Below are 24,443 nucleotides of genomic sequence, written 5' to 3'. Positions count from 1 at the left end.
GCAGCGCCGTGCGGCGCAGCCGCATACATCGAGAGGAGGTGCAGCGAAGCAAACCGTAGGCGATGCCCCCTGATGGACACCGTAGCGAGGGAACACTGAGCCTAAGCGAAGTGCCGTACGCCGGGGCAAAAGCCTTTTGGTTCCTTTTTGGCGTTTGAAAAAGGGACTCGCTGTAAGAGCGAAACCATAAGAAGCCGTTACCGCAGCAACGGATATGCCCACAAAACCAAAAAGCACCAACCATTGACCCATCCCCACACCCTGCGTAGCCTTGCGCTTTCGAGGTTCTTCGGCCCACGCCGAAGCTAAGAAGGGAACGCGGTCCAAGCCGCGGCTGCCCCCGCAACTGTGAACGGTGCCGTTCGCTGCCACGCCACTGCCAACTCAATCCAGAGCCAGCGGGAAGGCGCAGCGAATACCGGGCCAAGGCCCGAACACCGTCAGCCAGGAGACCTGCCTCGTCACAGATTCTCACTTTCAACCGGGCGGGGTGATCCGGTGGCGAACTCTCCAGGCACGCACCCGCGTTGCCGGTCTCGTCCCGTATGCCCGCCACCTTGCCAAAGGGCATCCGATGAAAACACTGGCCAAACTCCCCGTCACCATCGTCACCGGCTTCCTCGGCTCGGGCAAAACCACCTTGCTGCGGCACATGCTCGACAACGCTCAGGGCCGCCGCATCGCGGTGATCGTCAACGAGTTTGGCGAGCTGGGCATCGACGGTGAAATCCTCAAACAGTGCACCATCGGCTGCACCGAAGAAGAAGCCACCGGCCGCGTCTACGAACTGGCCAACGGCTGCCTGTGCTGCACGGTTCAGGAAGAGTTCTTCCCGGTGATGCGCGAACTGGTGGCCCGTCGCGGCGACCTCGACCACATCCTGATCGAGACCTCGGGCCTGGCCCTGCCAAAACCGCTGGTGCAAGCCTTCCAGTGGCCGGAAATCCGCAGCGCCTGCACCGTTGACGCGGTGATCACCGTGGTCGACAGCCCGGCCGTGGCCGCCGGTACCTTCGCTGCGTTCCCCGATCAGGTCGATGCCCAGCGCAAACTCGATCCGAACCTGGACCACGAATCGCCGCTGCACGAACTGTTCGCCGACCAACTGGCCAGCGCTGACCTGGTGATCCTCAACAAGGCCGACCAGACCAGCCCTGAAGACCTCGCGCGCGTCCGTCTGGAAGTCGCCGAAGAACTGCCGCCAGCGGTAAAAATCATCGAAGCCAGCAACGGTCGCCTGCCGCTGGACGTGCTGATCGGCCTCGGTGCCGGTTCCGAAGAACACATCGACAGCCGCCACAGCCATCACGATCACCACCACGGTGAAGGCGATGACGATCATGATGACCACGATCACGATGCTTTCGACTCGATCTCCATCGAACTGCCGCAAGCCGACGAAAGCCTGTTGCTCGACGCGCTGACGCAACTGGTGGTTCAGCACGGCATTCTGCGGGTCAAAGGCTTCGCGGCGATCCCGAACAAGCCGATGCGCCTGCTGATCCAGGGCGTGGGTACACGTTTCGACAAGCACTTCGACCGTCAGTGGGGCGCCGATGAGGCGCGCGTGACACGTCTGGTGTTGATCGGTCAGGCACTGGACGCGGCCCAGCTCGAAGCGCAACTGCGCGCCGCGCTCAGCGTTTAAGCCATGCATCTGCTCAGGACCCAGCCCGGCGGTTTTGTGTCGGATGACAACATTGCCGACCTTGGACAAACCCCCGCCGAGCTGGTGATCCTGTGCAGCGGTGATTCCAGCCTCGCGCTGCTCGCCGAAGCGGCGCAGCAACTGCCCGAGGATTACCCGAGCGTGCGGCTGGCCAACCCGATGCAGGTGCAGAACCATGCGTCGGTCGACCTGTACGTCGATGAAGTGCTGCGCCACGCCAAGGTCATTCTGATTTCGCTGCACGGCGGCATCGCTTATTGGCGCTATGGCGTCGAGCGGCTGGTCGAGTTGTCCGAGCGTGGCGTGCAGGTCATTCTGGTGCCGGGCGATGACCGTCCCGACCCGGAGCTCAGCGACCTCAGCACCGTGGGCGCCGAGGATCGCGACCGGCTCTGGCAGTTTTTGCGTCAGGGCGGCATGGGCAATGCGCTGGACTTTTTCCGTTGCCTGGCCAATCGCTGGCTGGCGCGGGATTACGTGTGGGGCGAGCCGCAGACGCTGCCGCGCACGGCGATTTACCACCCGAATAAAAGCACCGCCGCACTGAGTGACTGGCAAGCCGACTGGCTGCCCGGTCAACCGGTCGCGGCGGTGTTGTTTTATCGCTCGCATTTGCAAGCGGCGAACACGGCGTTTATCGACGTGTTCTGCCAACGGTTACAGGCTGCCGGACTCAATCCGCTGCCGATCGCCGTGGCCAGTTTGAAAGAGCCCGGCTGCCTGTCGGTGGTCGAGGACTGGCTGGATGAGGTCGAGGCCTCGGTGATTTTGAACACCACCGGTTTCGCCCAGTCCAGCCCGGAAGCGCCGCATCTGCGGCCGTTTCGTCGCAACATTCCGGTGATTCAGGCGATCTGCGCCCAGGACAATGAACCCGGCTGGCGCGAGAGCGAGCAGGGCCTCGGTCCGCGGGATCTGGCGATGCACATTGCATTGCCGGAGCTTGATGGCCGGATCATCAGCCGGCCGATCAGCTTCAAGGATCTGGCCTGGCGCAGCGAGCGCAGTCAGTCCGACGTGGTGTGTTATCGGGCCCAGCCCGAGCGCATGGATTTCGTCGCCGAACTGGCGCGGCGCTGGGTCGATCTGGCGCGGGTGCCGAACGCTGAAAAGCGCATCGCCCTGATCCTCGCCAACTACCCGACCCGGGACGGGCGCATCGGCAACGGCGTCGGCCTCGACACGCCGGCCGCCGCGCTGAATATCCTGCGAGCGTTGCAGGCTGAAGGTTATCCGTTGCCGGCCGAACTGCCGGACAGCGGCACCGAACTGATCCAGCAATTGCTCGGCGGCGTCAGCAATGACCTCGACACCCTGGATCAGCGCCCGTGCCAGCAAAGCCTGGCGATGGACGATTACCTCGCGATGTTCAACGCATTGCCAGAAGCCAATCGCGCAGCGGTGCTGGAGCGCTGGGGTTCGCCGCAAAACGATCCGATGTGCCGTGACGGGCGAATGATGATCGCCGGCCTGCGGTTTGGCCTGACCTTCGTCGGGATTCAACCGGCGCGGGGTTATCAGGTCGATCCGAGCGCGGTGTATCACGACCCGGATCTGGTGCCGCCGCACGCGTACCTCGCGTTCTATTTCTGGCTGCGCCAGACCTACGGCGCTCACGGCGTGATTCATGTCGGCAAGCACGGCAACCTCGAATGGCTGCCGGGCAAAGGCGTGGGTCTGTCGGAGAACTGCTGGCCGGACGCATTGCTCGGGCCGCTGCCGAATATCTACCCGTTTATCGTCAACGATCCGGGCGAGGGTGCCCAGGCCAAACGTCGCACCCAAGCGGTGATCATCGACCACTTGATGCCGCCGCTGACTCGTGCCGAAACCTACGGTCCGCTGCGCAATCTGGAACTGTTGGCGGACGAGTATTACGAAGCTCAGTTGCTCGATCCGCGCCGTGCCCGTGAGTTGCAGCGCGACATTCTGCAACTGGTGCGTGACACGCAGATCGATCGCGAATTGCAGCTGGATGCCGCCCTCGACAGCGATGCCGATGCGGCGATCTGGCTGCCGCGTCTGGATACTTATCTGTGTGATTTGAAGGAATCGCAGATCCGCGATGGCCTGCATGTTTTCGGTGAGTCGCCGACCGGGCGTTTGCGCATCGACACCTTGCTCGCGTTGCTGCGGATTCCGCGTGGCGATGGCAAAGGTGCGCAGTCGAGTTTGTTGCGGGCGTTGGCCAAGGCGTTTCAGTTGGGGTTCGATCCGCTGGATTGTGCACTTGCCGAACCCTGGACTGGCCTGCGCCCAATGGAACTGCAATCGCTGAGCGATGAAGTCTGGCGCACGGCGGGAGATACCCGCGAGCGCCTGGAGCTGTTCGCCACCCAGTTGATCTCGCAGTCACTGCCATCCCCCTGTGGGAGCGAGCCTGCTCGCGATAGCGGTGGGTCATTCAAAACGGAATGGCCTGACCTGACGCCATCGCGAGCAGGCTCGCTCCCACAGGAGCCGCGCTGGGTTGAAGTCAGCGCGATCATTGAGAACCTGCGCGAAGTGATCGCCCCGCGTCTGGACGCCTGCGGCCCGGCCGAAATGCACGGCTTGCTTGATGCCCTCAGCGGCCGTTTCGTCCCGGCCGGCCCGAGCGGAGCGCCAAGTCGCGGCCGCCTCGACGTACTGCCCACCGGACGCAATTTCTATTCGGTGGACGTGCGCAATCTGCCGACCACCACGGCATGGCGCATCGGCTTCCAGTCGGCAACCCTGATTCTCGAACGACACCTGCAGGACCACGGCGATCACCTGCGCCAACTCGGTCTTTCTGTGTGGGGCACCGCGACCATGCGCACCGGCGGCGATGACATTGCCCAGGCCATGGCGCTGATGGGCGTGCGTCCGGTGTGGGCCACCGGCAGTCAGCGGGTCGATGATTTCGAGATTCTGCCGCTGAGCCTGCTCGACCGGCCTCGGGTGGATGTCACGCTGCGGGTCTCCGGATTTTTCCGCGATGCGTTCGCCAACCTGATCCGCCTGTTCGACGCTGCCGTACAAGCCGTGGCGGAACTGGACGAGCCGGACGATCTCAATCCGCTGGCCGCAAAAGTGCGTGCCGAGCGTGAGGCGTTACTGCAATCGGGTCTGGATGAAGACGCGGCGCGACGTCAGGCTGGCTGGCGGATCTTCGGTGCCAAACCCGGCGCTTATGGCGCCGGCGTACAGGGCGCCATCGACGGACGCCTCTGGCAAACCCGAGAAGATCTGGCCGAGGTCTACCTGAACTGGGGCGCCTACGCTTACGGCGGTTCCGACGAAGGCACCGCCGCCCGCGAGCAATTCGTCCAGCGCCTGAGCCAGGTGCAGGCGGTGCTGCAAAACCAGGACAACCGCGAGCATGACCTGCTCGATTCCAACGACTATTACCAGTTCCAGGGCGGCATGCTCGCCGCCGTGGAAAGCCTGCGCGGCGAAGCAGCGGCCAGTTATCACGGCGATCACAGTCAGCCGGATTTGCCGAAAATCCGCACCTTGAAGGAAGAGCTGAACCGTGTCATCCGCTCAAGGGCGGCGAATCCGAAATGGATCGACGGGGTCAAGCGCCACGGCTATAAAGGCGCGTTCGAACTGGCGGCGACAGTCGATAACCTGTTTGCCTTCGACGCCACCACGCAACTGATCGACGATCACCAGTACGCCTTGCTGGCCGATGCGTATCTGCTGGACCCGGCGACCCGCGACTTTGTGCGCGAGCATAATCCCCACGCCTTGCGCGACATGACCGAACGCATGCTCGAAGCGCAGCAGCGCGGGATGTGGCAGGAACCGGGCGCCTACAAAGAAGCCCTGGAAAACCTGCTGCTGGACATAGAAGAAGAGAGCTGAGACTGAACATGACCGACACCCCGCATTTCCCGCTCTCCGCCGTGGTCGGCGCCGATGACCTGAAACTGGCGCTGTACCTGACGGCCATTGATCCGAAGATCGGCGGCGTGCTGATCGAGGGCCCGCGCGGTATGGCCAAGTCGACGCTGGCCCGGGGTCTGGCGGATCTGTTGGCCAGCGGTCAGTTCGTCACCTTGCCGTTGGGCGCGACTGAAGAACGGCTGGTCGGCACGCTGGATCTGGACGCGGCATTGAGCGATGGGCGCGCGCAGTTTTCTCCGGGTGTGCTGGCCAAGGCTGACGGCGGCGTGTTGTACGTCGATGAAGTGAATCTGTTGCCGGATCATCTGGTGGATCTGCTGCTGGATGTGGCTGCCAGCGGCACCAACCTGATCGAGCGTGACGGGATTTCCCATCGGCATTCGGCGAAGTTCGTATTGATCGGCACGATGAACCCGGAAGAGGGTGAGTTGCGTCCGCAATTGCTGGATCGGTTCGGCCTCAACGTCGCCCTGAGCGGTCATACGGCGCCGGCCGAGCGCGGGCAGATCATTCGTCGTCGGCTGGATTTCGACAGCGATCCGCAGGCGTTCTGTGCGCAGTGGGAGGCTGAGCAGCAAGCTCTGCGTCAGCGCTGCGAGAACGCCCGCAAGGTTTTACCGGGTATTCCGCTGGATGATGCGGCGTTGGCGCAGATCACCGAGCGCTGCTTCGCGGCTGGCGTCGACGGTTTGCGCGCCGATCTGGTCTGGTTGCGTGCCGCGCGGGCGCATGCTGCGTGGCGGGGGGCTGAAGCCATCGCCGAGCAGGACATCGATGCCGTGGCTGAGTTTGCATTGCGTCATCGTCGTCGCGAACAGTCTCCGACCAGTACGCGGCCACCGGCGCAATCGCCGTCCGGCACTAACGCCGAACCGAGCGAAGGGCAGGGGCAGTGGGGTGAAATGCCGGCGCCGGCACTCGCCACCGGTGCCCGCCGCGAAGTGCCTGTCTGGCCAAAAAAGCCCTAGGCATTCGCCCCCGATCCGACGCGGGGGCGAATGCCAGACCCCGCGCCGGACGCCTCGATAATGGTCGCCAGGGGAAGCGTCACGCGGCTCGCAGCGGCTCGGTGAACTGGCCCGGAACCTTGCTCAATGGCCGTCCGAAAACCCGGGCGGATCTACTGTTTCAACTGCGTACCCGCACGCCCCATGAACTGTGGCTGGTGATCGTCGACGCCTCCGCTTCGACCCGTCGCCATCAGGCATTGAGCGATGCCAAGGGCGTGCTCGCGCAACTGTTCGACGACGCTTACCGGCAGCGCGCGCGCCTGGCGTTGTTGACTGCGAGCGGCGCGGCGCCGAAATGGCAGGTGCAAGGGTTGAAGGCCTCCAGCGGTTTGCGCGCGTGGCTCGATGGATTGGGCGCGGGGGGCGGCACGCCTCTGTTGGCAGCGCTGACGGAGGCCGGGCATTGGCTGGCGGTGCGGCGCAAGCGTTTCCCCTCCGAACAACAACGGTTGCTGGTGATCACCGATGGCCGTTTGAAAGACAGTCCGGAACTGCCAGCGCTGGCGTGTCCCGGCCTGTTGATCGATATCGAGCGCGGGCCGATTCGCCTAGGCCGCGCGAAACAATTGGCGACAGCACTGGACGCCGATTACCGGCATATCGACGAGTTGTTGTCGGTCTGAGAGCTATGCTGCAGTGAGGCCAAATCACAGGGAGTGAATCATGCGCGTACTGGTCGCCAATCCGCAGGACGATTTTCGCGTCAAGGCCTACGCCGGCACCAACGGCGTGCTGCTCGCCATGGACCTCGCCGAACCCCGCCGCAAAGGTCTGCTGGGGTTTGCCATCGAAAAGCAGCAGGGCGACAAACCGTGGCTGTTCCTGTTCAACAGCCTGACTTTTCCCGGCAAGGTTCACACCTTCCCGCAGTTTCACGCCACGCCGAGCGACAAGGCGCCGCTGCAGAAATTTCGCTGGGCCGATTACGCGGTCAATCCCGGCATGACGATTCACTATCGCGTGCACCTGGCCTATGGCACGCCGGATGCGCCGCAACTCGGTGAAACGCTGGAACTGACAATCCGCTCCGACGACGGTCATCCCGCCAACCAGGGCGTGATCTTTAACCGTGCCGTGGCCGCCAGTCAGGCGTTTCAGCGCAAGTTTCCCGATCTCGACGCACAGATCAGCGCCAACAAAAACATGCCCATCGAAGCCTGGCCCGATGCGGCGCGTCAGTGGCTGGAGAACGGTCTGCTAGGGCGCCTGCAAGGGTTTATCGAGCGTGCAGTCGACGGCCAGTGGGCGCTGGACATCGCGATCTACGAATACCAGTTGCAAGCCATCATCGACACGGTGAACGCGGCGTTCGATCGAGGTGTTCAGGTGCGTGTGCTGTATCACGCCCGGCCCGACGACGAAGACACGACGATCAACGAAGCAAGCCTTGCGAAACTGCCCGCGACCAGCAAGCGCGGGCGGGTCACTCACAACATTTTCCATAACAAGTTCATCGTCCTCAGCCGCCTGGACGGAGGCGGTGAGCGCCAGCCGCAAGCGGTGCTGTGCGGCAGCACCAACTTCACCGCCAACGGCGTGTACCGCCAGGCCAACGTGGTGCATGTGCTGGACGATTCGGCGGTCAGCGCGAGTTACCTGAAAACCTTCGAACAGATCTGGGCCGAGCCGGCGGACGTCGGCACCACGCGCGACTGGATCACCCAACACAACCCGATGAATCCGGCGCAACCGGTGTTCGCCGGGTTTTCACCGCGTACCGGCGGCGCCGATCTGCGGGAGTTCGTCGATATCATCGAGGGGGCGAAAAAAGACCTGCTGTTCGTCACCGCATTCGCCTTGCCGGACGCGATTCTCAACGCATTGCTCGGCCAGCCCCACGACGACATCCTGCGTTACGGCCTGCAAAACACCGTCAGCCGCATCACCGGGTTTCACGCCGACCGAACTGCCGAATTCGCCGCCACCGCGTTGCTCAACACCGGGCTGGAAGGCTGGCTGCGGGAGAACATGAAGGGCCAGAAAGGCAACCTGCTGGTGCACACCAAAGCGGTGGTCACCGACTTCACCAACGACAGCCCGACCCTCATCAGCGGCAGCCACAACCTCAGTTCCTCGGCCAGCAACGGCAATGACGAGAACTACCTGATCATTCGCGGCGACACCGATCTGGCGGACCGTTATGGCCTGGAACTGCTGCGGTTCTACGAGCATTACCGTTTTCGCTACTTCGCGAAGAAACTGGCGTTGAAGCAGGTACAGCCGTTGGCGGCGGATGACAGCTGGACCAACGACTACTACGTCGAGGGCGATCTGCGCCGGTTGTCTCGCCTCAGGTTTGCCGGGCGTTAGCCCTTACACATCCGTTGGTTGCCGATGCTGACGGGGACGGCGATAAGCTGGCGGCGTACAGATTTTGAAATGATTTCCAGCTTTAGGAAAAGTCATCTGAGCCTGTACGCTTCAAGGCCTTTTTTCATTCAGGATTTGCATGAACACCCTCTCGGAGCCTCCCAGTTCTATTCCAGGAACCCCGTTCCCCTCGCGCCACGGCGCGGTCTTGACGCACTTTCAGCATCCAGTCTTCCGACTACCGACTATCGTTGTTGGCGCAGCCTTCGAGCTTTCGCGCCGCACTTTGCCGTGCCCGGCAGCCTGAATTCACTGACGAGAGATAGAGACAGATTATGGAATGGTTAGCGGATCCCACGGCATGGTTGGGCTTGTTGACACTGATCGTGCTGGAACTGGTACTGGGTATCGACAACCTGGTGTTCATCGCGATCCTGGCGGACAAACTGCCGCCGCATCAGCGCGACCGCGCACGCATCATCGGCTTGAGCCTGGCGCTGATCATGCGTCTTGGCCTGCTGGCGAGTATTTCCTGGCTGGTTACCCTCACGGCACCGTTGTTCGAAGTGTTCGGCAAGAGCTTCTCCGGCCGTGACCTGATCATGCTGTTCGGTGGTGTGTTCCTGTTGTTCAAGGCGACCATGGAGCTGCACGAGCGGCTGGAAGGCCATATCGGCGAGCGCTCGACCAACACCGCTTATGCGCTGTTCTGGCCGATCGTGGCGCAGATCGTCGTGCTCGACGCGGTGTTCTCCCTGGACGCGGTGATTACGGCCGTGGGCATGGTCGATGAACTGGCGGTCATGATGATCGCGGTGGTCGTGTCCATCGGTGTGATGATCGTGGCCAGCAAGCCGCTGACCCGCTTCGTCAACGCCCACCCGACAGTGATCATGCTGTGTCTGGGCTTCCTGATGATGATCGGTTTTGCCCTGACGGCCGAAGGCCTGGGCTTCCACATTCCGAAAGGTTATCTGTACGCCGCCATTGGTTTCTCGATCCTGATCGAGATCTTCAACCAGATCGCCCGCGCTCGTCGCAAGCGCTCGATGCAGGGCTTGCGCCCGATGCGCGAGCGCACGGCTCATGCGGTGATGCGTCTGTTGGGCGGTCGCAAACTGGCGGTGGAAGAGGTCGGCGAGGAGATTTCCGACTTGCTGGATAACGGTGAAGCGCCGAGCGCGGAGCTGTTCGACCGTCGCGAGCGGGTGATGATCAGTGGCGTGCTGCAATTGGCCGAGCGACCGATTCGCGCCTTGATGACGGTACGTGCCGATGTCGATCACATTGATCTGGCGGACGACGCCGAGGCTATTCGTACGCGATTGATGCACTCGTCCTACTCGCGCTTGCCGTTGATTCGTAACGGCGCGGTGGATGAGCCACTGGGCTTTGTGCACAAGAAGGAACTGCTCAAGGAATACCTGGCCGGCAACGAGCCGAACCTTGAACACCTGGCGCGCAAGACCGTCAATCTGCTGGACAGTTATTCGATCCTCAACGCACTGGAACAAATGCGTGCGGCCTCGACCCACATTGCCTTTGTGGTCAACGAGTTCGGCGACTTTGTTGGCGTGTTGACCATGACCGACATTCTCGAATCGATTGCCGGCGAACTGCCGGACGCCAGCGAAATCGCCGGCCCGGACGTGGTCGAGGAGCAGGGCGGGTTCATCGTCAATGGTGCGCTGAACCTGACTCGCATCCGCGAGCACACCGGTTTTCGCGCCGAGCCGACCGAGGATTACCAGACCCTCGCCGGGCTGGTGATGAGCCTGCTGGATCGCCTGCCGATGAAGGGCGATCGACTGGAACATGAAGGTTGGGGCATGACCGTGATGGCAGTCGAAGAGCGTCGCGTGACGCGGGTGTTGCTGGTGCGTGAGGCCTGACGGCCTCACTGATGAAAAGTGTACCGGTCCTTGCCGGTATGCTTTGACTCGTACAGTGCTTCATCGGCCTTGATCAGGGCCTGGTTTAGGGTGTCGCCATCTTCGACCCGGGCCAGACCGATGCTGATGGTCACCGGGTGCCGGGTCGGCTGTTCACGCACCACCCGGCACAATTCCCCGGCCAGCGCCTCGACATCCTCGCGGCGCACACCAGCCAAATAGATTGCAAACTCCTCACCGCCCAATCGTGCGTACTCGAAACGTGACATCACGGTTTTGATGTCCGCCGCGATGCGCTTGAGCACCTCATCGCCGATGTCGTGGCCGTACACATCATTCACTTTCTTGAAGTTGTCGATGTCGATCATCGCTAGGTAATGGTCGTGCTCGCGCGGCACGGCTTGCAGGGTTTTTCCGGCGCGGGTCATGAACGAGCGACGGTTGGGGATTTCGGTGAGGGTGTCGTTGTAGGCCTGGTCCAGCAACAGCTTGGACATGATGTAGTTGTAGAGCTTGGCCTCGCGCAGCTTCAAAAACGTATAGATCGTCAACCCGCAGAGAAACACGGCGTACGCGATGGTCATCACGCCTTTGAGTTCGAAAAGGCCGACTTCGGTACCAAAAAACGGATTGAGCACCAGCCAGATCACCCCTTGCGAGGTGTAAAACGACCAGCGGCTGATGGGCAGAACCGAAATGCTGTAAAGCATGCTCGAGGCGCCCAGCACCAGCCACGCAGGTTGAAAACTGGCGGGCAGGCCGTCGATCAGCAGTCGCACGCCAACGGTCATGGCAACGACGAACAGGATGTTCAGGATGTCGAAATGGGCGGCTTTTCGCGTGAACAGCAGAATGACCGCCTGAATCGAAAACACCGTCAGAAACACCATCGATCGCCAGGTAAAACCTTGCCCGCCCAGGAAACTGACGATCAGATCGAAGACAATCCAGACACTGATGCTTGCCAGATAAATCAGCAGGCAGAATGTGTGCAGCCGCTCGAATTCATGCTGGATGAACTCGCTCCACAGTTCGGCAGGCGCGGTCTTCTTCAGGACTTCGTCTTCAATGGTTTTGTACATTGCTGCCCGGATGCCTGCGTTGGTTATCGAGGATGACCGAGCCCCACGGACGATAGCGCAGGGAAAACACCGCGTTCCGATGGCAGCCGGTCGAGGTCGCATCCGGGTTGGCCGGTTCGGCACGGAAGGGCTCGCCCTCGCGGCTGACCTGCCGGAAGGCTTCGCGCACGATACCCACGGAGCAGGGCAGTGCACTGGCGTAACCGTTGCGCACCAGTGGTGACAAACGACCGGTGCCCGCGCCGTCCTGCCACCAGAGCTGTGCGCCGGCCGCCGTCAGTTCGCCCAGCCATTGACCGTTGATCGCCGGGGCCAGCTTGCCGGCACTGAAGGCGCTGACATGCAGCGGTGCATCCAGCTTCGCGGCGAAGTCCTTCAACTGACGCTCAAGCGTGGCCCGTCGATCTGCTGCCAGAAAGTGCAGGTCGTCCAGTTCCAGCGGCAGATACCAGCCGCTGACCGGCAGCTTCCAGTCCTGGCGCAGCTTCTGCTGCTGAGCCAGTGACTGACCCAGTTGTGCCTGCCAGTAAGCGCCGAGGCCGGCGCTGTCCAGTTCATCGATGCGCTTGTAGTAGGCCGGGTCCATCGCCAGGCCGAGCACCAGTTGCAGACCTTGTCGTTGAGCGAGTTTCAGGCTGTTGGCGAGCCAGCCATTGGCGCCGCCGAAGTCCGAGTCGCCATAGGCCGTCCACTGCACGATCACGGTTCGCGTGCCTTGTTTCGCGGTGTCTTGCCAGACTTTCTGCCACTGCGCCTGAGTCAGGCCGGCATCGACATTCAGCGGCTGATAGAAGACACGCTCATCGGCCTTGGCGACAGTGGCACTCATCAGCAGGCACAAACACAACATCCATCGAGCCATCAGAAATTCCACTCCACGCCCAGCAGCACACCGTTGCCACCTTCATACAGATTGCCGCCCAGCGACTGTTGATATTCGGTGCGAACCGTCAGTTTCGAACGGTAGGCGTTGTAGCGATCCTCGTCGTACCACCATTGCCAGCGCAGACCGACACCGGTGCGCAGGTCCTGGCGCCAGTCGTTGCTCGGGTCCTGGCTGGCAAACTCGAGGAAGCCGTAAGGCATGATCGTCTGGGCGCCACTGTTGGGCAGTTTCCAGGCGTGACCTTGTTGGAAGCGCGACAACCATTGGTGATCGCCGGCCTTGGTCCACCACGCGGCGTCGAGGTAAAGGAAACGCTCGTCCCATTCGTTTTCGTCGACCCGCCAGTCGTTGCGGTATTTGCCCTGATCAAGGAATGAGGCGGTGGCGCGCAGCAGGTAGTCGGTGGTGGTGTGGCCGTCCTTGCGGTGATCGTTGACCTGATCGAACAGCTTTTCCGGCACCAGCATCTGGCCGAGGCTCAGGCTGTGACTGTCGTCATCGTCGAACTGACTCTGCTTGTAGATCTCGCCGTAGAAGTTGATGTTCTGTGTGCCCCACGGTTTGTAGCGCAGGCCGACCCCAGCGGCGAGGGATTCGGCGTAACTGGAGCGACCTTGTCCACCCAGCAGCACGCGACCGTACACCGACAGCGTGCTGCCGGCGCGGCTTGGTTCTTCGCCCAGGGCGTGATCCCACATTGCCAATTGCACATTCTGCGAATCCGAGCGACGGCGCGAGCCTTTACTGTCGTCCGGGCGCACGAAGTCGTTGGTCGAGATCCCGGCCGGCGACCAGGTGCTGGCAATCGTACGGCTGTCGCGACGAGACAAGGTTTCATGGGCACGGCGCTGGCGATAACGGCGGGCCTCCATGCTGCCGTCTTCGTCATCGGCCGCCACCGGGTTCTGCTCCAGATCGATCACCCGACGCAGTTCCTTGCGTGCGGAGGCGCTGTCTTCGACTTCGTCGTAGCGCCAGGCCAGGGTTTCGCCCAAGCGGTAATCCTCGGGGAAATCGCGGGTCGCCTGTTGCAGATACGGAATCGCCGTGGCGCGCTCTTCGCGGGTTTCGGCACCGGACAGACGCATGCCGTAGTCGGCGCGATAACGCGGGTTGTTCGGCTCGCGGCGTACCGCTTCGGCCAGCCACGCGGTGCTTTGTGGCAAGTCTCCGGCCTTTTGCGCGGTGACCGACGCGGCGTAGAATTGTCCGGCATCCGGTGCCTGCTGCAGGGCCTGACGCTGACGTTGCAGTGCCTGGACGTGATCACCCCGCGCGTCGGCGATGGCTGCGCCGAGGGCCCACTCATTGGCGCCGCGAGTGGTGCTTTGTTGCCAGTAGGTTTCGGCGGTCTGGCTGTCGCCGACATTCAGCGCGCTGCGACTGGCCGTCAGGCGTGCGTTGTCGCTGAGTTCGGCGGTCGGGATGCTGCGCCAGATCGTCAGCGCACCGGCAGAATCACCGGCCGCTTCCAGGGCATAGGCCAGCGGCAGACGACTGCCGCGATCACCGAGTTTTTCAGCCTGCTGGTAATAGACGACGGCTTCACCCGGGCGATCAGGCATGGCGCAGCGACCGAGCGCGCGGTAATCGCCAGCCGCTTGCGGGTGGCTGCCGATGGCTTGCTGCACGGCGTCGCACTGGCCGGTCTCCGCGAGTTGCGCGAGCAGTTGGCCGCGCGTGGCGCCGTCCACCCGGTTGAGCAGCAGCGCCATGCGCCGCTGTTGCTCTGGTGTCGTTGTTGGCGCAGCGGCATACAAACCGGCCAGGCGCTGCAACGCCGTCGCTGGCAAACGCCCGTCATGGCGATCGAACGCAGATTCCAGCAACTGTTGAGCGTGCGCGTGATCGCCGGCATTTACCGCCAGGTAAGTGGCCTGATTGAGCGAGGAAAGATTGCCGGTTTGCCGGTAATGCAGTTCCCACAGGGTTTCCGCTTCGATCATTCGCCCCATGCGCTGCGTCAGCTCCGCCCGGCGCTTGACGATATCGGGCGTCTGCTTCTGACCGGCCAGCCAGGCGTTGACCTCGGCGCTGCGACCTTGCTTCTGCCAGATGTCGAGCACCTGCGTTTGCCGACGGCTATCCCAAGGCTCCGGTAGACGGGTACTTTGCAATTGATCCGTGGCTTGCAGGCGCTGGGCGAGTACCAGCCAGGTCTGAGGATCGTCCGTCGGTGTACAGCTGCGCAGTTGCTTGAGCGCCGCTTCCGGATCCTGGCGCGACAGCCATTCGGCGGTTTCCAGGCAAGGCCGTTGCAAATCGTTGCTCAGGCGCTGCACGGTGGGCACGTCTTCGGTCTTGCGCGCCAGTTCCCACAAACGTTGACGTTGCGCCGGGTCGGCGAGGTCGCTCGCCGGTAGCGACTGCATCCAGCGTAGGGCCTGTTGCTCGTGGCCCATGGCGATGGCGCGGTCGACCATCGCCAGGCGAATGTTGCGCGCGGCCTCGGGACTCGGCGCCTGTTGCAGCAGTTGCTGCAGCGGCTTTTCATCGAGGCGCTGCACGTAAGCGTTGGCCAGCCGTTGCCAGCCTTCGGCGTCCAGTTGTTTGCGCGCGGCCAGTGGCGCCAGTTGTTCGATGGTGCCGCTCCAGTCGCGCAGTTGCTCCGACCAGTTGGCGCGGGCCAGGCGCAGGATGTTGTCGTCACCCTTGGGCGCCAGTTGTGCCAGCCAGTCATGGGCCTTGGCCGCGCCGCCGAACTTGGCCAGGCTCAGGCTGTAAGCCTGCCACAGGCGCACGCGGTCATTCAGGTTGCTGGTGGCCATCCAGCTTTCAACTTGCGTGCTGGTTGGCGGATCCTGTTCGATCCAGGTCAGGCGCAGGTCGAGCAGGGCGTCGCTGTTGTCCGGCAACGCTTGCAGCGCTTCCTTGTAACGGCGTTGCTTGGCCAGGGACTCCACCAGCAATGCCCGGGCCTCGTCGTTCTTAGGAACCTTTTCCAGCAAGTGGCGCATCAGTCGTTCGACTTCCTTCCAGTTGCCCTTTTTCGCCTCGCGATAGCTGCGGTCCATGTAGGGGTAGCTGCGGAACTGTTCAAAGTCACTCAGCGGTGCCGCTTGCAGCGGATACGCGGTGCTCAGGCCCAGCAAAAGGCTGCCCATCAGCAGGGTTTGACGATGCACAGGCTTCATGCGACCTCCCGGACGATGCGGTAGGCGGCTTGCTGTTCGCTGGCCTGATCGGCCAGGGCCTGTTCCAGTACTTCCGGGGTAATCATGCCCCGGGAAATCAAATGCTCGCCAAGTGACATGTTCTCGGCATCGAAGTCGATCAGCGCCTGATTGAACAGGGTTGGCGGCACCATGCCGCGCACCTGCAACAGATTGCCCAGCAGCACCTGATGGCGGCTGACCCGTTCCAGCAAGGCTTCATCGTCCTGATGGCGCTCAAGCACTTCGAGCATATGACGCACTTCCTCATTCTGGCGGGGGCTGGCGTACCAGTAACGAATCCCCAATGTGACGCGGCCCTGAGGTGCGAGACGGCTGCGCACCGGGCGTTTCAATTGACGGCTGATGGCGCCCAGCGAGACCTGGCTGACCGGGCCTTCGGAGGCCAGGATCAGGGTGTCGCCTTCTTCGGCCACCGGCAAAATGCCGTAATGGGAGGCGACCCGGCGCGGTACGGCATCGATCAGGCGTTTGTCGAGTTTGAACGGATTCAGTGGCGCCCATTCCAGATCAAGCTGCTCGGCGAGGGTTTGAACCAGTTGAGTGCTGTCGATGTACTCACGCAGCAACAGTTCGCGGCCCAGTCGACGGCGCACGGGGCTGGTGATCGCCGCTTCCAGCTGTTCTTCGGTAAGCAGGCCTTTTTCCACCAGTCGATGGCCGAGCGGAGTACGTTGCGCCTTGGTCAGCGCCGGGAATTCGTGGGTAGTCTTGTCCCAGGCCACGCGTCGTGAATCGCCCATTTCCATGACCTGACGCAGGGCACGCAGGTTGGCGAAGAAGTTGACGAAGTTGCTCCACATCATTCGCGGCGCCGACAGCAGACCTTCGACCAGACCGTAATAACGAGTGACGAACCAGCCGCGCTGGAACAGGCGGTTGAGCAGCATCAGGCCGTTGAGCCACAACAGCACCGAGAGCAGCGAGCTGTCGGCGAGGATCGAGGGATAGCGCCACGAGTCCGGGGAAATGATCGTCACCGCCCACATCGCCAGCAGCACCAGGAACAGCAGGTTCACCAGAAAGCTCAGCAGGTAGGCGATCAGCCCGCGACGATCACGCCACAGGAAGTAGTTGAGCAGACCCTTGCGGCTCCAGCCGAGGTTCTTGGTGCCCTGGAACACGATGCCGACAATCCACCGCGATTTCTGCCGGATTGCGTGTTGCAAGTCACGTGGGAAGTGTTCCCGGACGCAGATCACCTGGGAAAATTCGCGGTTCATGCCGAACACCCAGGGTTGCTCCAGCGCCAGTTTCGGATCGCTGACCGAATAACGGGCGAAGATGCATTTCATGCCTTTCTGCTTGAGGCGGAAACCGATGTCGTAGTCCTCGGTGAGACTCTGCACATCGAAGGCAATGCCGTCGCCGTCTTCCAGCAGGGCGCTGATGGCTTTACGGCTGAAGCAAGTGCCAACGCCGGCGCTGGGCACCTGGCCGGTGAGGGCTTCGCGGACGATGACGTCCTTGCCGTGGTTCTCGGCGAACTCGTCGACGTAGTGCCCGGCGGTGAAGCCTTTCCACTCCGGCGCGTAGGGGTAGACCGGAATCTGGATCAGGTCCTTGTTGGGCAACAGGTAGTTGTAGAGGCGCAATTCCATCGGCGAAATCACGTCTTCGGCGTCGTGCAGGATGAACCCGGCGAACTGGATTTTCGCCTCGCTCTCGAAGCGCAGGATCGCGTCGATGATGTTGTTCAGGCAGTCGGCCTTGCTGGTCGGGCCAGGGCGGGCGCACACCACTTTGTGCACGTTGGGGTAGTGCTGGCAAACCGCGTCGACATCAGCTTGGGTTTCGGCGTCGTTGGGGTAGGTGCCGACGAAAATCTGATAGTTCTCGTAGTCGATGGTCGAGGCGGCCAGACGCGCCATTTCGCCGACCACGCCGACTTCGTTCCACGCCGGCACCATGATTGCCAGCGGCTTCTCGGGAATCGAATACAGACGCTCCTCGTCGGCACGCTTGAATTTCTCGTAGACCCGCCAGCGCCGGATGAACTTGCGGCTCCAGTAGACGAGGTCGATGAACAGGTCATCGAGCCCGAGGATGAACATCAGCAGGGCGAGGGCAATCGCCACATATTTGAGACCGAACAGCACATACGCGAAGAAATCGACCCAACCCAGACTCATACCCCTTTACCCGCCGCCGAGCGTGCGCTCAGCCAGGCGTGGAGGCGGGTGGCGATCAGTTCGCTGGCGTGACCGTCGCCATAGGGGAAGTGCACGCGGCTCATGCGCGCGTAGGTGTCCGGGTCGTCCAGCAGTTGGCGGGCTTCCTTGACGATGCGCGCCTTGTCGGTGCCCACCAGCAGCATCGTGCCGCTCTCGAGCACGGACGGCCGCTCGGTGACGTCGCGCAGTACCAGCAGCGGTTTGCCGATCGCCGGGGCTTCCTCCTGGACGCCGCCGGAGTCGGTCAGGATGAAGTGCGCGCGGCCCATCAGCCAGACGAAATTCGGATAGTCCTGCGGTGGCACCAGATAGATATTGGGTTTGTCGGCCAGCATGCCGTACACCACCTCCTGCACTAGCGGGTTGAGGTGCACCGGATAAACGAATTGCACGTCCGGGTATTGCTCGGCCAGTTCGGCCAGCGCCTGGCAGATATTGCGGAAACCGTCGCCGAGATTTTCCCGTCGATGGCTGGTGACCAGAATCATCCGGCGCTGGTCATCCAGCGCCGCGAGGGGCGAATCGGCAGGCGGATGCCAATCGATCTCCTGCTGGTGCTTGCGCATCCACAGCAAGGCATCGATCACGGTGTTGCCGGTGATTTCAATGTTGTCTTCGGGTACGCCTTCGCGCAGCAGATTGGCGGCGGACTTGGAGGTCGGCGGGAAATGCAGATCGGTAATCACGCCGGTCAGGCGTCGATTCGCTTCCTCGGGCCAGGGCGCGCGCAGGTTGCCGGTACGCAAACCGGCTTCGACATGACCGATGGGTAACTGGCGATTGAAGGCGGCGAGGGCGGCGATGAAGCTGGTGGTGGTGTCGCCGTGCACCAGCACGATGTCCGGTTTGACCCGTTCGTAGGCCTGATCGAGCTGGGCGAGCAGATGTTGCGACAGACTGTTCAGGGTCTGGCCCTGGGTCATGACTTGCAGGTCTTCGTCGACCGTCAGTTCGAACGCTTCCAGCACCTGGGTGAGCATTTCCCGATGCTGGCCGGTCGAGCAGATGTTGAGTGTGATGTCGGGCCACTGACGCAGAACCCGGGCCAGCGGGGCCATTTTGATGGCCTCCGGGCGAGTACCGAAAACCATCATGACATTAAAGGACATTGACCCCTCCTGGGACGAAGCAAGGCCGCGGCCAAAGGCCGGCAGCACTTATCTCTTTCTGAGAAATAAAGAAAAGCAGCCGGATGGGAGCTTGTCCAATCCGGCTTCGAGGCTAGTTGTTACAGATCAATTGGAACTACGGTGCCATTACCTGATGGCTCTTAGGTGGCACTTTCAGGAAAAGTTCCATCGTTTTGCGCGGGGGATGGTGCAGAGGGTGCTGAGGGTGTGGCGCAGCCAGTTCAGATCATGGGTCGGTTTGCACGGTGCAGCGCAGGATCTGGGTTTGCCGAGGTGTTGGGTGAAGTCTTGCAGAAGGGAATCTTCCGTACCGATGCCTTTCAGTATTTTGATCAGAACGCCTTCCTTGTAGAACAGCACCGTCGGTGTGCCCTTGACATCCGGATGCCGACACGACTGTGCGGTATCGAGCATGAAGATATCCATCCAGGGCCGAAAGGGCTTGGCTATCTCGAGAAAAACGGGGCTGGAAAACACGCAGGCACCGCAGTGCTCGTTGAAGAAATACAGGACGACAAGACGCCTGGCTTTCAAGACCTTCCGGTACGTCGGGGGCAGCGCTGAATATCGAGTCGGTGTCGTCATTGGAGCCTCCTTTATTCGATGTGCTGGACAGTACGACGTTAGGGGAGCGGCGGCCATTGCCGCAACTGTCAGAGTTGACAGGTGCAGCCCGCGCCCAATCGTGCATCGCGCACCAGGATGTGGCCCGGCTACCCGCCATGTGTGGCGCAAAGTAGCGAGTTGCGGAATCACTTTTGGTTACACCGCACCATGGGTTACTTCCATCTCTTTGATTCAAAACAAATTTCGATCCATTGCAGATTCCCCGCGAATCCTGTGGCACACTTTCTGCTGTCTATTCCGTAGTAACAAACCGTGTTCCGGTATAGCGGAATAAACAATCCTTTGGAGTGCTTGCCATGCATCGCCGACCTTCCTTGTTCAAAGCGTGTGTTTTTGTTCTCGCGGCTTCGTCCGCTGTCATGGGCATGGCCCAGGCGGCCGACAGCAAGCTCGACAGCGTCCTGGCTCGTGGAAAGCTGATTGTGGGCACCGGCAGCACCAATGCGCCGTGGCACTTCCAGGGCGCGGACGGCAAGTTGCAGGGCTTTGATATCGACATCGCGCGGATAGTGGCCAAAGGTCTGTTCAATGACCCGAGCAAGGTCGAGTTCGTGGTGCAGTCGTCCGATGCGCGGATTCCCAACCTGCTGACCGACAAGGTCGACATGAGCTGCCAGTTCATCACCGTCACCGCCAGCCGTGCACAGCAAGTGGCGTTCACCCTGCCGTACTACCGCGAAGGCGTCGGCCTGCTGCTGCCGAACAACAGCAAGTACAAGGAAATCGAAGACCTGCAGGCCGGTGGTGACGGCGTGACCGTAGCCGTGTTGCAGAACGTGTACGCCGAGGAGCTGGTGCATCAGGCGCTGCCCAAGGCCAAGGTCGATCAGTACGACAGCGTCGATCTGATGTATCAGGCCGTGAACTCGGGCCGTGCCGACGCCGCCGCCACCGACCAGTCTTCGGTCAAATACCTGATGGTGCAGAACCCTGGCCGCTATCGCAGCCCGACGTACGCCTGGAGCCCGCAGACCTACGCGTGCGCCGTCAAACGTGGCGATCAGGACTGGCTGAACTTCGTCAACACTGCGCTGCATGAGGCCATGACCGGCGTGGAGTTCCCGACCTACGCCGCCTCGTTCAAGCAATGGTTCGGCGTCGATCTGCCATCGCCTGCCATCGGTTTCCCTGTCGAATTCAAATGATCCCGTGAGAGTGGGGCGCCCTGATGCGCCCCGCTCAAGGTACTGCCGACCATGAACTATCAGTTGAACTTTGCCGCCGTGTGGCGCGACTTCGACACCTTGCTGACGGGGCTCGGTCTGGGTCTTGAACTGGCGCTGGTGTCGATCGCCATCGGCTGCGTGATCGGCCTGCTGATGGCGTTTGCCTTGCTGTCCAGGCATCGCGCCTTGCGGGTGCTGGCATCGGTGTATGTGACGGTGATCCGTAACACGCCGATTCTGGTGTTGATTCTGTTGATCTACTTTGCGTTGCCGAGCCTGGGGATCCGGCTGGACAAGATCCCGTCGTTCATCATCACCCTGTCGCTGTATGCCGGGGCGTACCTGACCGAAGTGTTCCGCGGCGGTTTGTTGAGCATCCCCAAGGGCCAGCGCGAAGCGGGGTTGGCGATTGGTCTCGGCGAGTGGCAGGTGAAGGCCTACGTCACCGTGCCGGTGATGTTGCGCAACGTGCTGCCGGCGTTGTCGAACAACTTCATTTCGCTGTTCAAGGACACCTCGCTGGCCGCCGCGATCGCGGTGCCGGAGCTGACCTATTACGCGCGCAAGATCAACGTCGAAAGCTACCGGGTGATCGAAACCTGGCTGGTGACCACGGCGTTGTATGTCGCGGCCTGTTACCTCATTGCCATGCTGCTGCGTTACCTCGAGCAGCGTCTGGCAATCCGCCGATAGGAGGCTGCGATGTACGAATCCCCCAGTTGGTTGCATGAGTTGTGGATTGCCCGCGAAGCCTTGTGGCAAGGCTTTCTGACCAGCGTGCAAGTGTCGGCGCTGGCCATTCTGTTCGGCACGGTCATCGGCGTATTCGCCGGGCTGGTGCTGACCTACGGCAAGTTCTGGATGCGCGCGCCGTTCCGCTTTTATGTCGACCTGATTCGCGGCACGCCGGTGTTCGTGCTGGTGCTGGCGTGCTTCTACATGGCACCGGCGCTCGGTTGGCAGATCAGCGCGTTTCAGGCCGGCGCACTCGGGCTGACACTGTTTTGCGGCTCCCACGTTGCCGAGATCGTGCGCGGTGCATTGCAGGCGTTGCCACGCGGGCAGATGGAAGCCGGCAAGGCTATCGGCCTGACGTTCTATCAATCCCTCGGTTACGTGCTGTTGCCTCAGGCGCTGCGGCAGATCCTGCCGACCTGGGTCAATTCGTCCACGGAAATCGTCAAGGCCTCGACCTTGCTGTCGGTGATCGGTGTAGCCGAGCTGTTGCTCAGCACCCAGCAGATCATCGCCCGGACGTTCATGACCCTGGAGTTTTACCTGTTCGCCGGTTTTCTGTTCTTCGTCATCAACTACGGCATCGAATTACTCGGCCGGCACATTGAAAAGCGGGTGGCCCTGCCATGACTCAAGCTCAAGTTTCCAACGTCCAGAACGGTCAGCCCCTGCTGGACATCCGTGGCCTGCACAAACAATACGGCGCGGTCGAAGTGCTCAAAGGCGTCGACCTGAGCATGCAGCGCGGCAACGTAGTCACACTCATCGGCTCCAGCGGCTCGGGCAAGACCACGCTGCTGCGTTGCGTGAACATGCTCGAGGAATTCCAGGGCGGGCAGATCCTGCTCGACGGCGAATCCATCGGCTATGACGAACTCAACGGCAAACGCGTGCGCCACCCGGAAAAAGTCATTGCCCGTCATCGTGCGATGACCGGCATGGCGTTCCAGCAATTCAACCTGTTCCCGCACCTCACCGCGTTGCAGAACGTCACCCTGGGTTTGCTCAAGGTGAAAAAGATGCACAAGGACGAAGCCGTAGTCCTGGCCGAAAAATGGCTGGAGCGGGTCGGCCTGCTGGAGCGGCGCAATCACTTTCCCGGTCAGTTGTCCGGCGGTCAGCAGCAGCGCGTGGCGATTGCCCGGGCGATTGCGATGAACCCGAGCCTGATGCTGTTCGACGAAGTCACCTCGGCCCTCGACCCGGAACTGGTCGGTGAAGTGCTCAACGTGATCAAGGGCCTGGCCGAGGACGGCATGACCATGTTGCTGGTGACCCACGAAATGCGTTTTGCGTTCGAGGTCTCGGACAAGATCGTTTTCATGAATCAGGGGCGCATCGAAGAGCAGGGGCCTCCGAAGGAGCTGTTCGAGCGTCCTCAATCGCCGCGGCTGGCGGAATTTCTCAAAAGCACGCGGTTCTGACTTTTCACTTTTTCAATCAGGAGAAACACCCATGAGCATTACTCGTTACGGCACCGGCAGCACCGCCGCTGGCGGCCAGCCTCGTCCATTCGCCCGCGCCGTTGAAGCCGATGGCTGGCTGCACGTTTCCGGGCAGGTGCCGGCGGTGGATGGCGAGATCATTGTGGGCGGCATCGTCGAGCAGACGCACCAGACCATGAAGAACCTGATCGCGATTCTCGAAGAGGCCGGTTATGGCCTGGAAGACGTGGTACGCGCCGGCGTGTGGCTGGACGATCCGCGGGATTTCAGCAGTTTCAACAAGGTCTTCGGCGAGTACTTCAAGCCCGAACACGCACCGGCCCGGGCCTGTGTGCAGGCAAGCATGATGGTCGACTGCAAGGTCGAGATCGACTGCATTGCGTACAAGAAAAAGGCTTGAGTATCGACCGCTCCCGCGCAGAGCGTGGGAGCGATCTTTCGCGATAAACTCCCGGCACTTTGAATGGGAACCACTGAAATGACCGAAGACACCATCAAGCGCCGGGCACGCGGTCTGGACCGGGCGTTCGATATCCTCGATTTCCTCAAGGAAATCGGCCAGCCACTGCGTCCGAACGACATCGCCAACGGCATAGGCAGCCCGAAATCCACGGTCTACGAACTGGTGGCCTCGTTGCTCGAACGGCGGATTCTGGAGCCGGTGGGCAAGGACGGTCATGTCTATCTCGGTCGTCAGTTGTACTTCCTGGGCCAGGCGCATTTGCGTCACTTCGACCTCAGTCGCGAAGCCGATCACGCCTTGCAGGAGATCGTCAGTCAGACCCGGGAAACCGCGCAGATGTGCCTGCTCAACGGGCGCAAATACACGGTGGCGCTGATGAAGGAGGGCGAGCGGCATTTCCGCATTTCTTCCGATATCGGCGAAAACGCGCCGATCCCGTGGACCGCCTCCGGTCGCCTGCTGCTGGCGCACTTGAGCGATCAGCAGATCAGCGACCTGATCGACCCTGACGACTTCATCCTGCCGGGTGGCGAACGCCTGCCGATGGAGACGTTTCTGGCGGAAATCCGTCAGGCCGGCATCGACGGTTTCTTCTCCTTCGACAGTGTCGCCGACACCTTCACCCATTGCTTCGCCGCCCCGGTCAAAGACCCTCAAGGCGTGGCCATCTGCACCCTGTGCATCGTCGCCCCGCGCGCTGATGCCAAAAACAATTACAACGACTATCGCCGGGTCTTGATCGAGAGCGCCAACAGCCTCGCCCGGCGAATCAACGAATAACCGCGCCCGCGAGCGGGCGCGACTGTGA

At 61.8% G+C, this 24,443-nt stretch carries 18 protein-coding genes and 1 riboswitch; of the genes, 12 read left to right on the top strand and 6 right to left on the bottom strand.

Features of this window, described 5'->3' with window-relative positions:
• The first annotated feature begins 265 nt into the window (after positions 1-265).
• Positions 266-476: riboswitch (cobalamin riboswitch) on the top strand.
• 98 nt (positions 477-574) lie between these two features.
• The 6 genes from cobW to K5E37_RS21190 all read left to right on the top strand — a co-directional run bounded on the left by cobW (position 575) and on the right by K5E37_RS21190 (position 10,754).
• Complete coding sequence (cobW, locus tag K5E37_RS21215; RefSeq protein WP_007960272.1) at positions 575-1,648, top strand: cobalamin biosynthesis protein CobW; 1,074 nt, start codon at positions 575-577, stop codon at positions 1,646-1,648.
• Between the two features lie 3 nt (positions 1,649-1,651).
• Positions 1,652-5,500 carry a cobaltochelatase subunit CobN gene (gene cobN, locus K5E37_RS21210; RefSeq protein ID WP_221535054.1) on the top strand — a complete coding sequence of 1,283 codons (3,849 nt, stop codon included), beginning with the start codon at positions 1,652-1,654 and terminating at the stop codon, positions 5,498-5,500.
• Positions 5,501-5,508: 8 nt separating this feature from the next.
• Positions 5,509-6,510 carry an ATP-binding protein gene (locus tag K5E37_RS21205; RefSeq protein ID WP_221535053.1) on the top strand — a complete coding sequence of 334 codons (1,002 nt, stop codon included), beginning with the start codon at positions 5,509-5,511 and terminating at the stop codon, positions 6,508-6,510.
• A 2-nt stretch (positions 6,511-6,512) separates the two neighbouring features.
• The gene (locus K5E37_RS21200) at positions 6,513-7,175 is read left to right on the top strand and encodes a VWA domain-containing protein (protein WP_311776190.1); all 663 of its coding nucleotides are present in this window, start codon (positions 6,513-6,515) and stop codon (positions 7,173-7,175) included.
• Between the two features lie 40 nt (positions 7,176-7,215).
• A complete protein-coding gene (locus tag K5E37_RS21195; RefSeq protein WP_221535052.1) occupies positions 7,216-8,862 on the top strand; it encodes a phospholipase D-like domain-containing protein in 1,647 nt (548 codons plus the stop codon).
• 335 nt (positions 8,863-9,197) lie between these two features.
• Positions 9,198-10,754 (top strand): TerC family protein, encoded by a 1,557-nt coding sequence (locus K5E37_RS21190; RefSeq protein ID WP_179694738.1) that lies wholly within the window; start codon positions 9,198-9,200, stop codon positions 10,752-10,754.
• A 5-nt stretch (positions 10,755-10,759) separates the two neighbouring features.
• Here the strand turns inward: K5E37_RS21190 and K5E37_RS21185 are convergent, their stop codons facing one another.
• From K5E37_RS21185 to K5E37_RS21160, 6 genes are all read right to left on the bottom strand, one after another.
• On the bottom strand, positions 10,760-11,836 hold the full coding sequence (locus K5E37_RS21185; RefSeq protein WP_007960261.1) for a GGDEF domain-containing protein: 1,077 nt from the start codon (positions 11,834-11,836) through the stop codon (positions 10,760-10,762).
• A complete protein-coding gene (locus K5E37_RS21180; protein ID WP_221535051.1) occupies positions 11,820-12,698 on the bottom strand; it encodes a DUF4434 family protein in 879 nt (292 codons plus the stop codon). The genes K5E37_RS21185 and K5E37_RS21180 overlap by 17 nt, the downstream gene beginning before the upstream one ends.
• Positions 12,698-15,856, bottom strand: a complete 3,159-nt coding sequence (locus K5E37_RS21175) for an NfrA family protein (RefSeq protein ID WP_221535050.1) — start codon at positions 15,854-15,856, stop codon at positions 12,698-12,700. Before K5E37_RS21175 ends, K5E37_RS21180 begins: the two co-directional genes overlap by 1 nt.
• The gene (gene nrfB / locus K5E37_RS21170) at positions 15,853-18,027 is read right to left on the bottom strand and encodes a cyclic di-3',5'-guanylate-activated glycosyltransferase NrfB (RefSeq protein ID WP_221535049.1); all 2,175 of its coding nucleotides are present in this window, start codon (positions 18,025-18,027) and stop codon (positions 15,853-15,855) included. The genes K5E37_RS21175 and nrfB overlap by 4 nt, the downstream gene beginning before the upstream one ends.
• On the bottom strand, positions 18,024-19,178 hold the full coding sequence (gene wecB, locus K5E37_RS21165) for a non-hydrolyzing UDP-N-acetylglucosamine 2-epimerase (protein WP_221535048.1): 1,155 nt from the start codon (positions 19,176-19,178) through the stop codon (positions 18,024-18,026). Before wecB ends, nrfB begins: the two co-directional genes overlap by 4 nt.
• Positions 19,179-19,352: 174 nt before the next feature.
• Positions 19,353-19,784, bottom strand: a complete 432-nt coding sequence (locus tag K5E37_RS21160; protein WP_221535047.1) for a co-chaperone YbbN — start codon at positions 19,782-19,784, stop codon at positions 19,353-19,355.
• Between the two features lie 338 nt (positions 19,785-20,122).
• On the opposite strand from K5E37_RS21160, the gene K5E37_RS21155 reads away from it, so the two are divergent.
• The 6 genes from K5E37_RS21155 to K5E37_RS21130 all read left to right on the top strand — a co-directional run bounded on the left by K5E37_RS21155 (position 20,123) and on the right by K5E37_RS21130 (position 24,415).
• Complete coding sequence (locus tag K5E37_RS21155) at positions 20,123-20,971, top strand: transporter substrate-binding domain-containing protein (protein WP_085603277.1); 849 nt, start codon at positions 20,123-20,125, stop codon at positions 20,969-20,971.
• Between the two features lie 51 nt (positions 20,972-21,022).
• Positions 21,023-21,685 carry an amino acid ABC transporter permease gene (locus tag K5E37_RS21150; protein WP_221535046.1) on the top strand — a complete coding sequence of 221 codons (663 nt, stop codon included), beginning with the start codon at positions 21,023-21,025 and terminating at the stop codon, positions 21,683-21,685.
• Between the two features lie 9 nt (positions 21,686-21,694).
• A complete protein-coding gene (locus K5E37_RS21145; RefSeq protein WP_007960241.1) occupies positions 21,695-22,357 on the top strand; it encodes an amino acid ABC transporter permease in 663 nt (220 codons plus the stop codon).
• Positions 22,354-23,151 carry an amino acid ABC transporter ATP-binding protein gene (locus tag K5E37_RS21140; RefSeq protein WP_007960239.1) on the top strand — a complete coding sequence of 266 codons (798 nt, stop codon included), beginning with the start codon at positions 22,354-22,356 and terminating at the stop codon, positions 23,149-23,151. Before K5E37_RS21145 ends, K5E37_RS21140 begins: the two co-directional genes overlap by 4 nt.
• A gap of 31 nt (positions 23,152-23,182) precedes the next feature.
• Complete coding sequence (locus K5E37_RS21135; protein ID WP_007912330.1) at positions 23,183-23,572, top strand: RidA family protein; 390 nt, start codon at positions 23,183-23,185, stop codon at positions 23,570-23,572.
• A gap of 78 nt (positions 23,573-23,650) precedes the next feature.
• Positions 23,651-24,415, top strand: a complete 765-nt coding sequence (locus K5E37_RS21130; RefSeq protein WP_085603279.1) for an IclR family transcriptional regulator — start codon at positions 23,651-23,653, stop codon at positions 24,413-24,415.
• The last annotated feature ends 28 nt before the right edge of the window (positions 24,416-24,443 follow it).

Origin of the sequence: Pseudomonas sp. RIT778, from assembly GCF_019718735.1 — a bacterium.
Lineage (GTDB): Bacteria > Pseudomonadota > Gammaproteobacteria > Pseudomonadales > Pseudomonadaceae > Aquipseudomonas > Aquipseudomonas aphyarum.
This window is presented reverse-complemented; position numbering and strand designations above follow the sequence as displayed.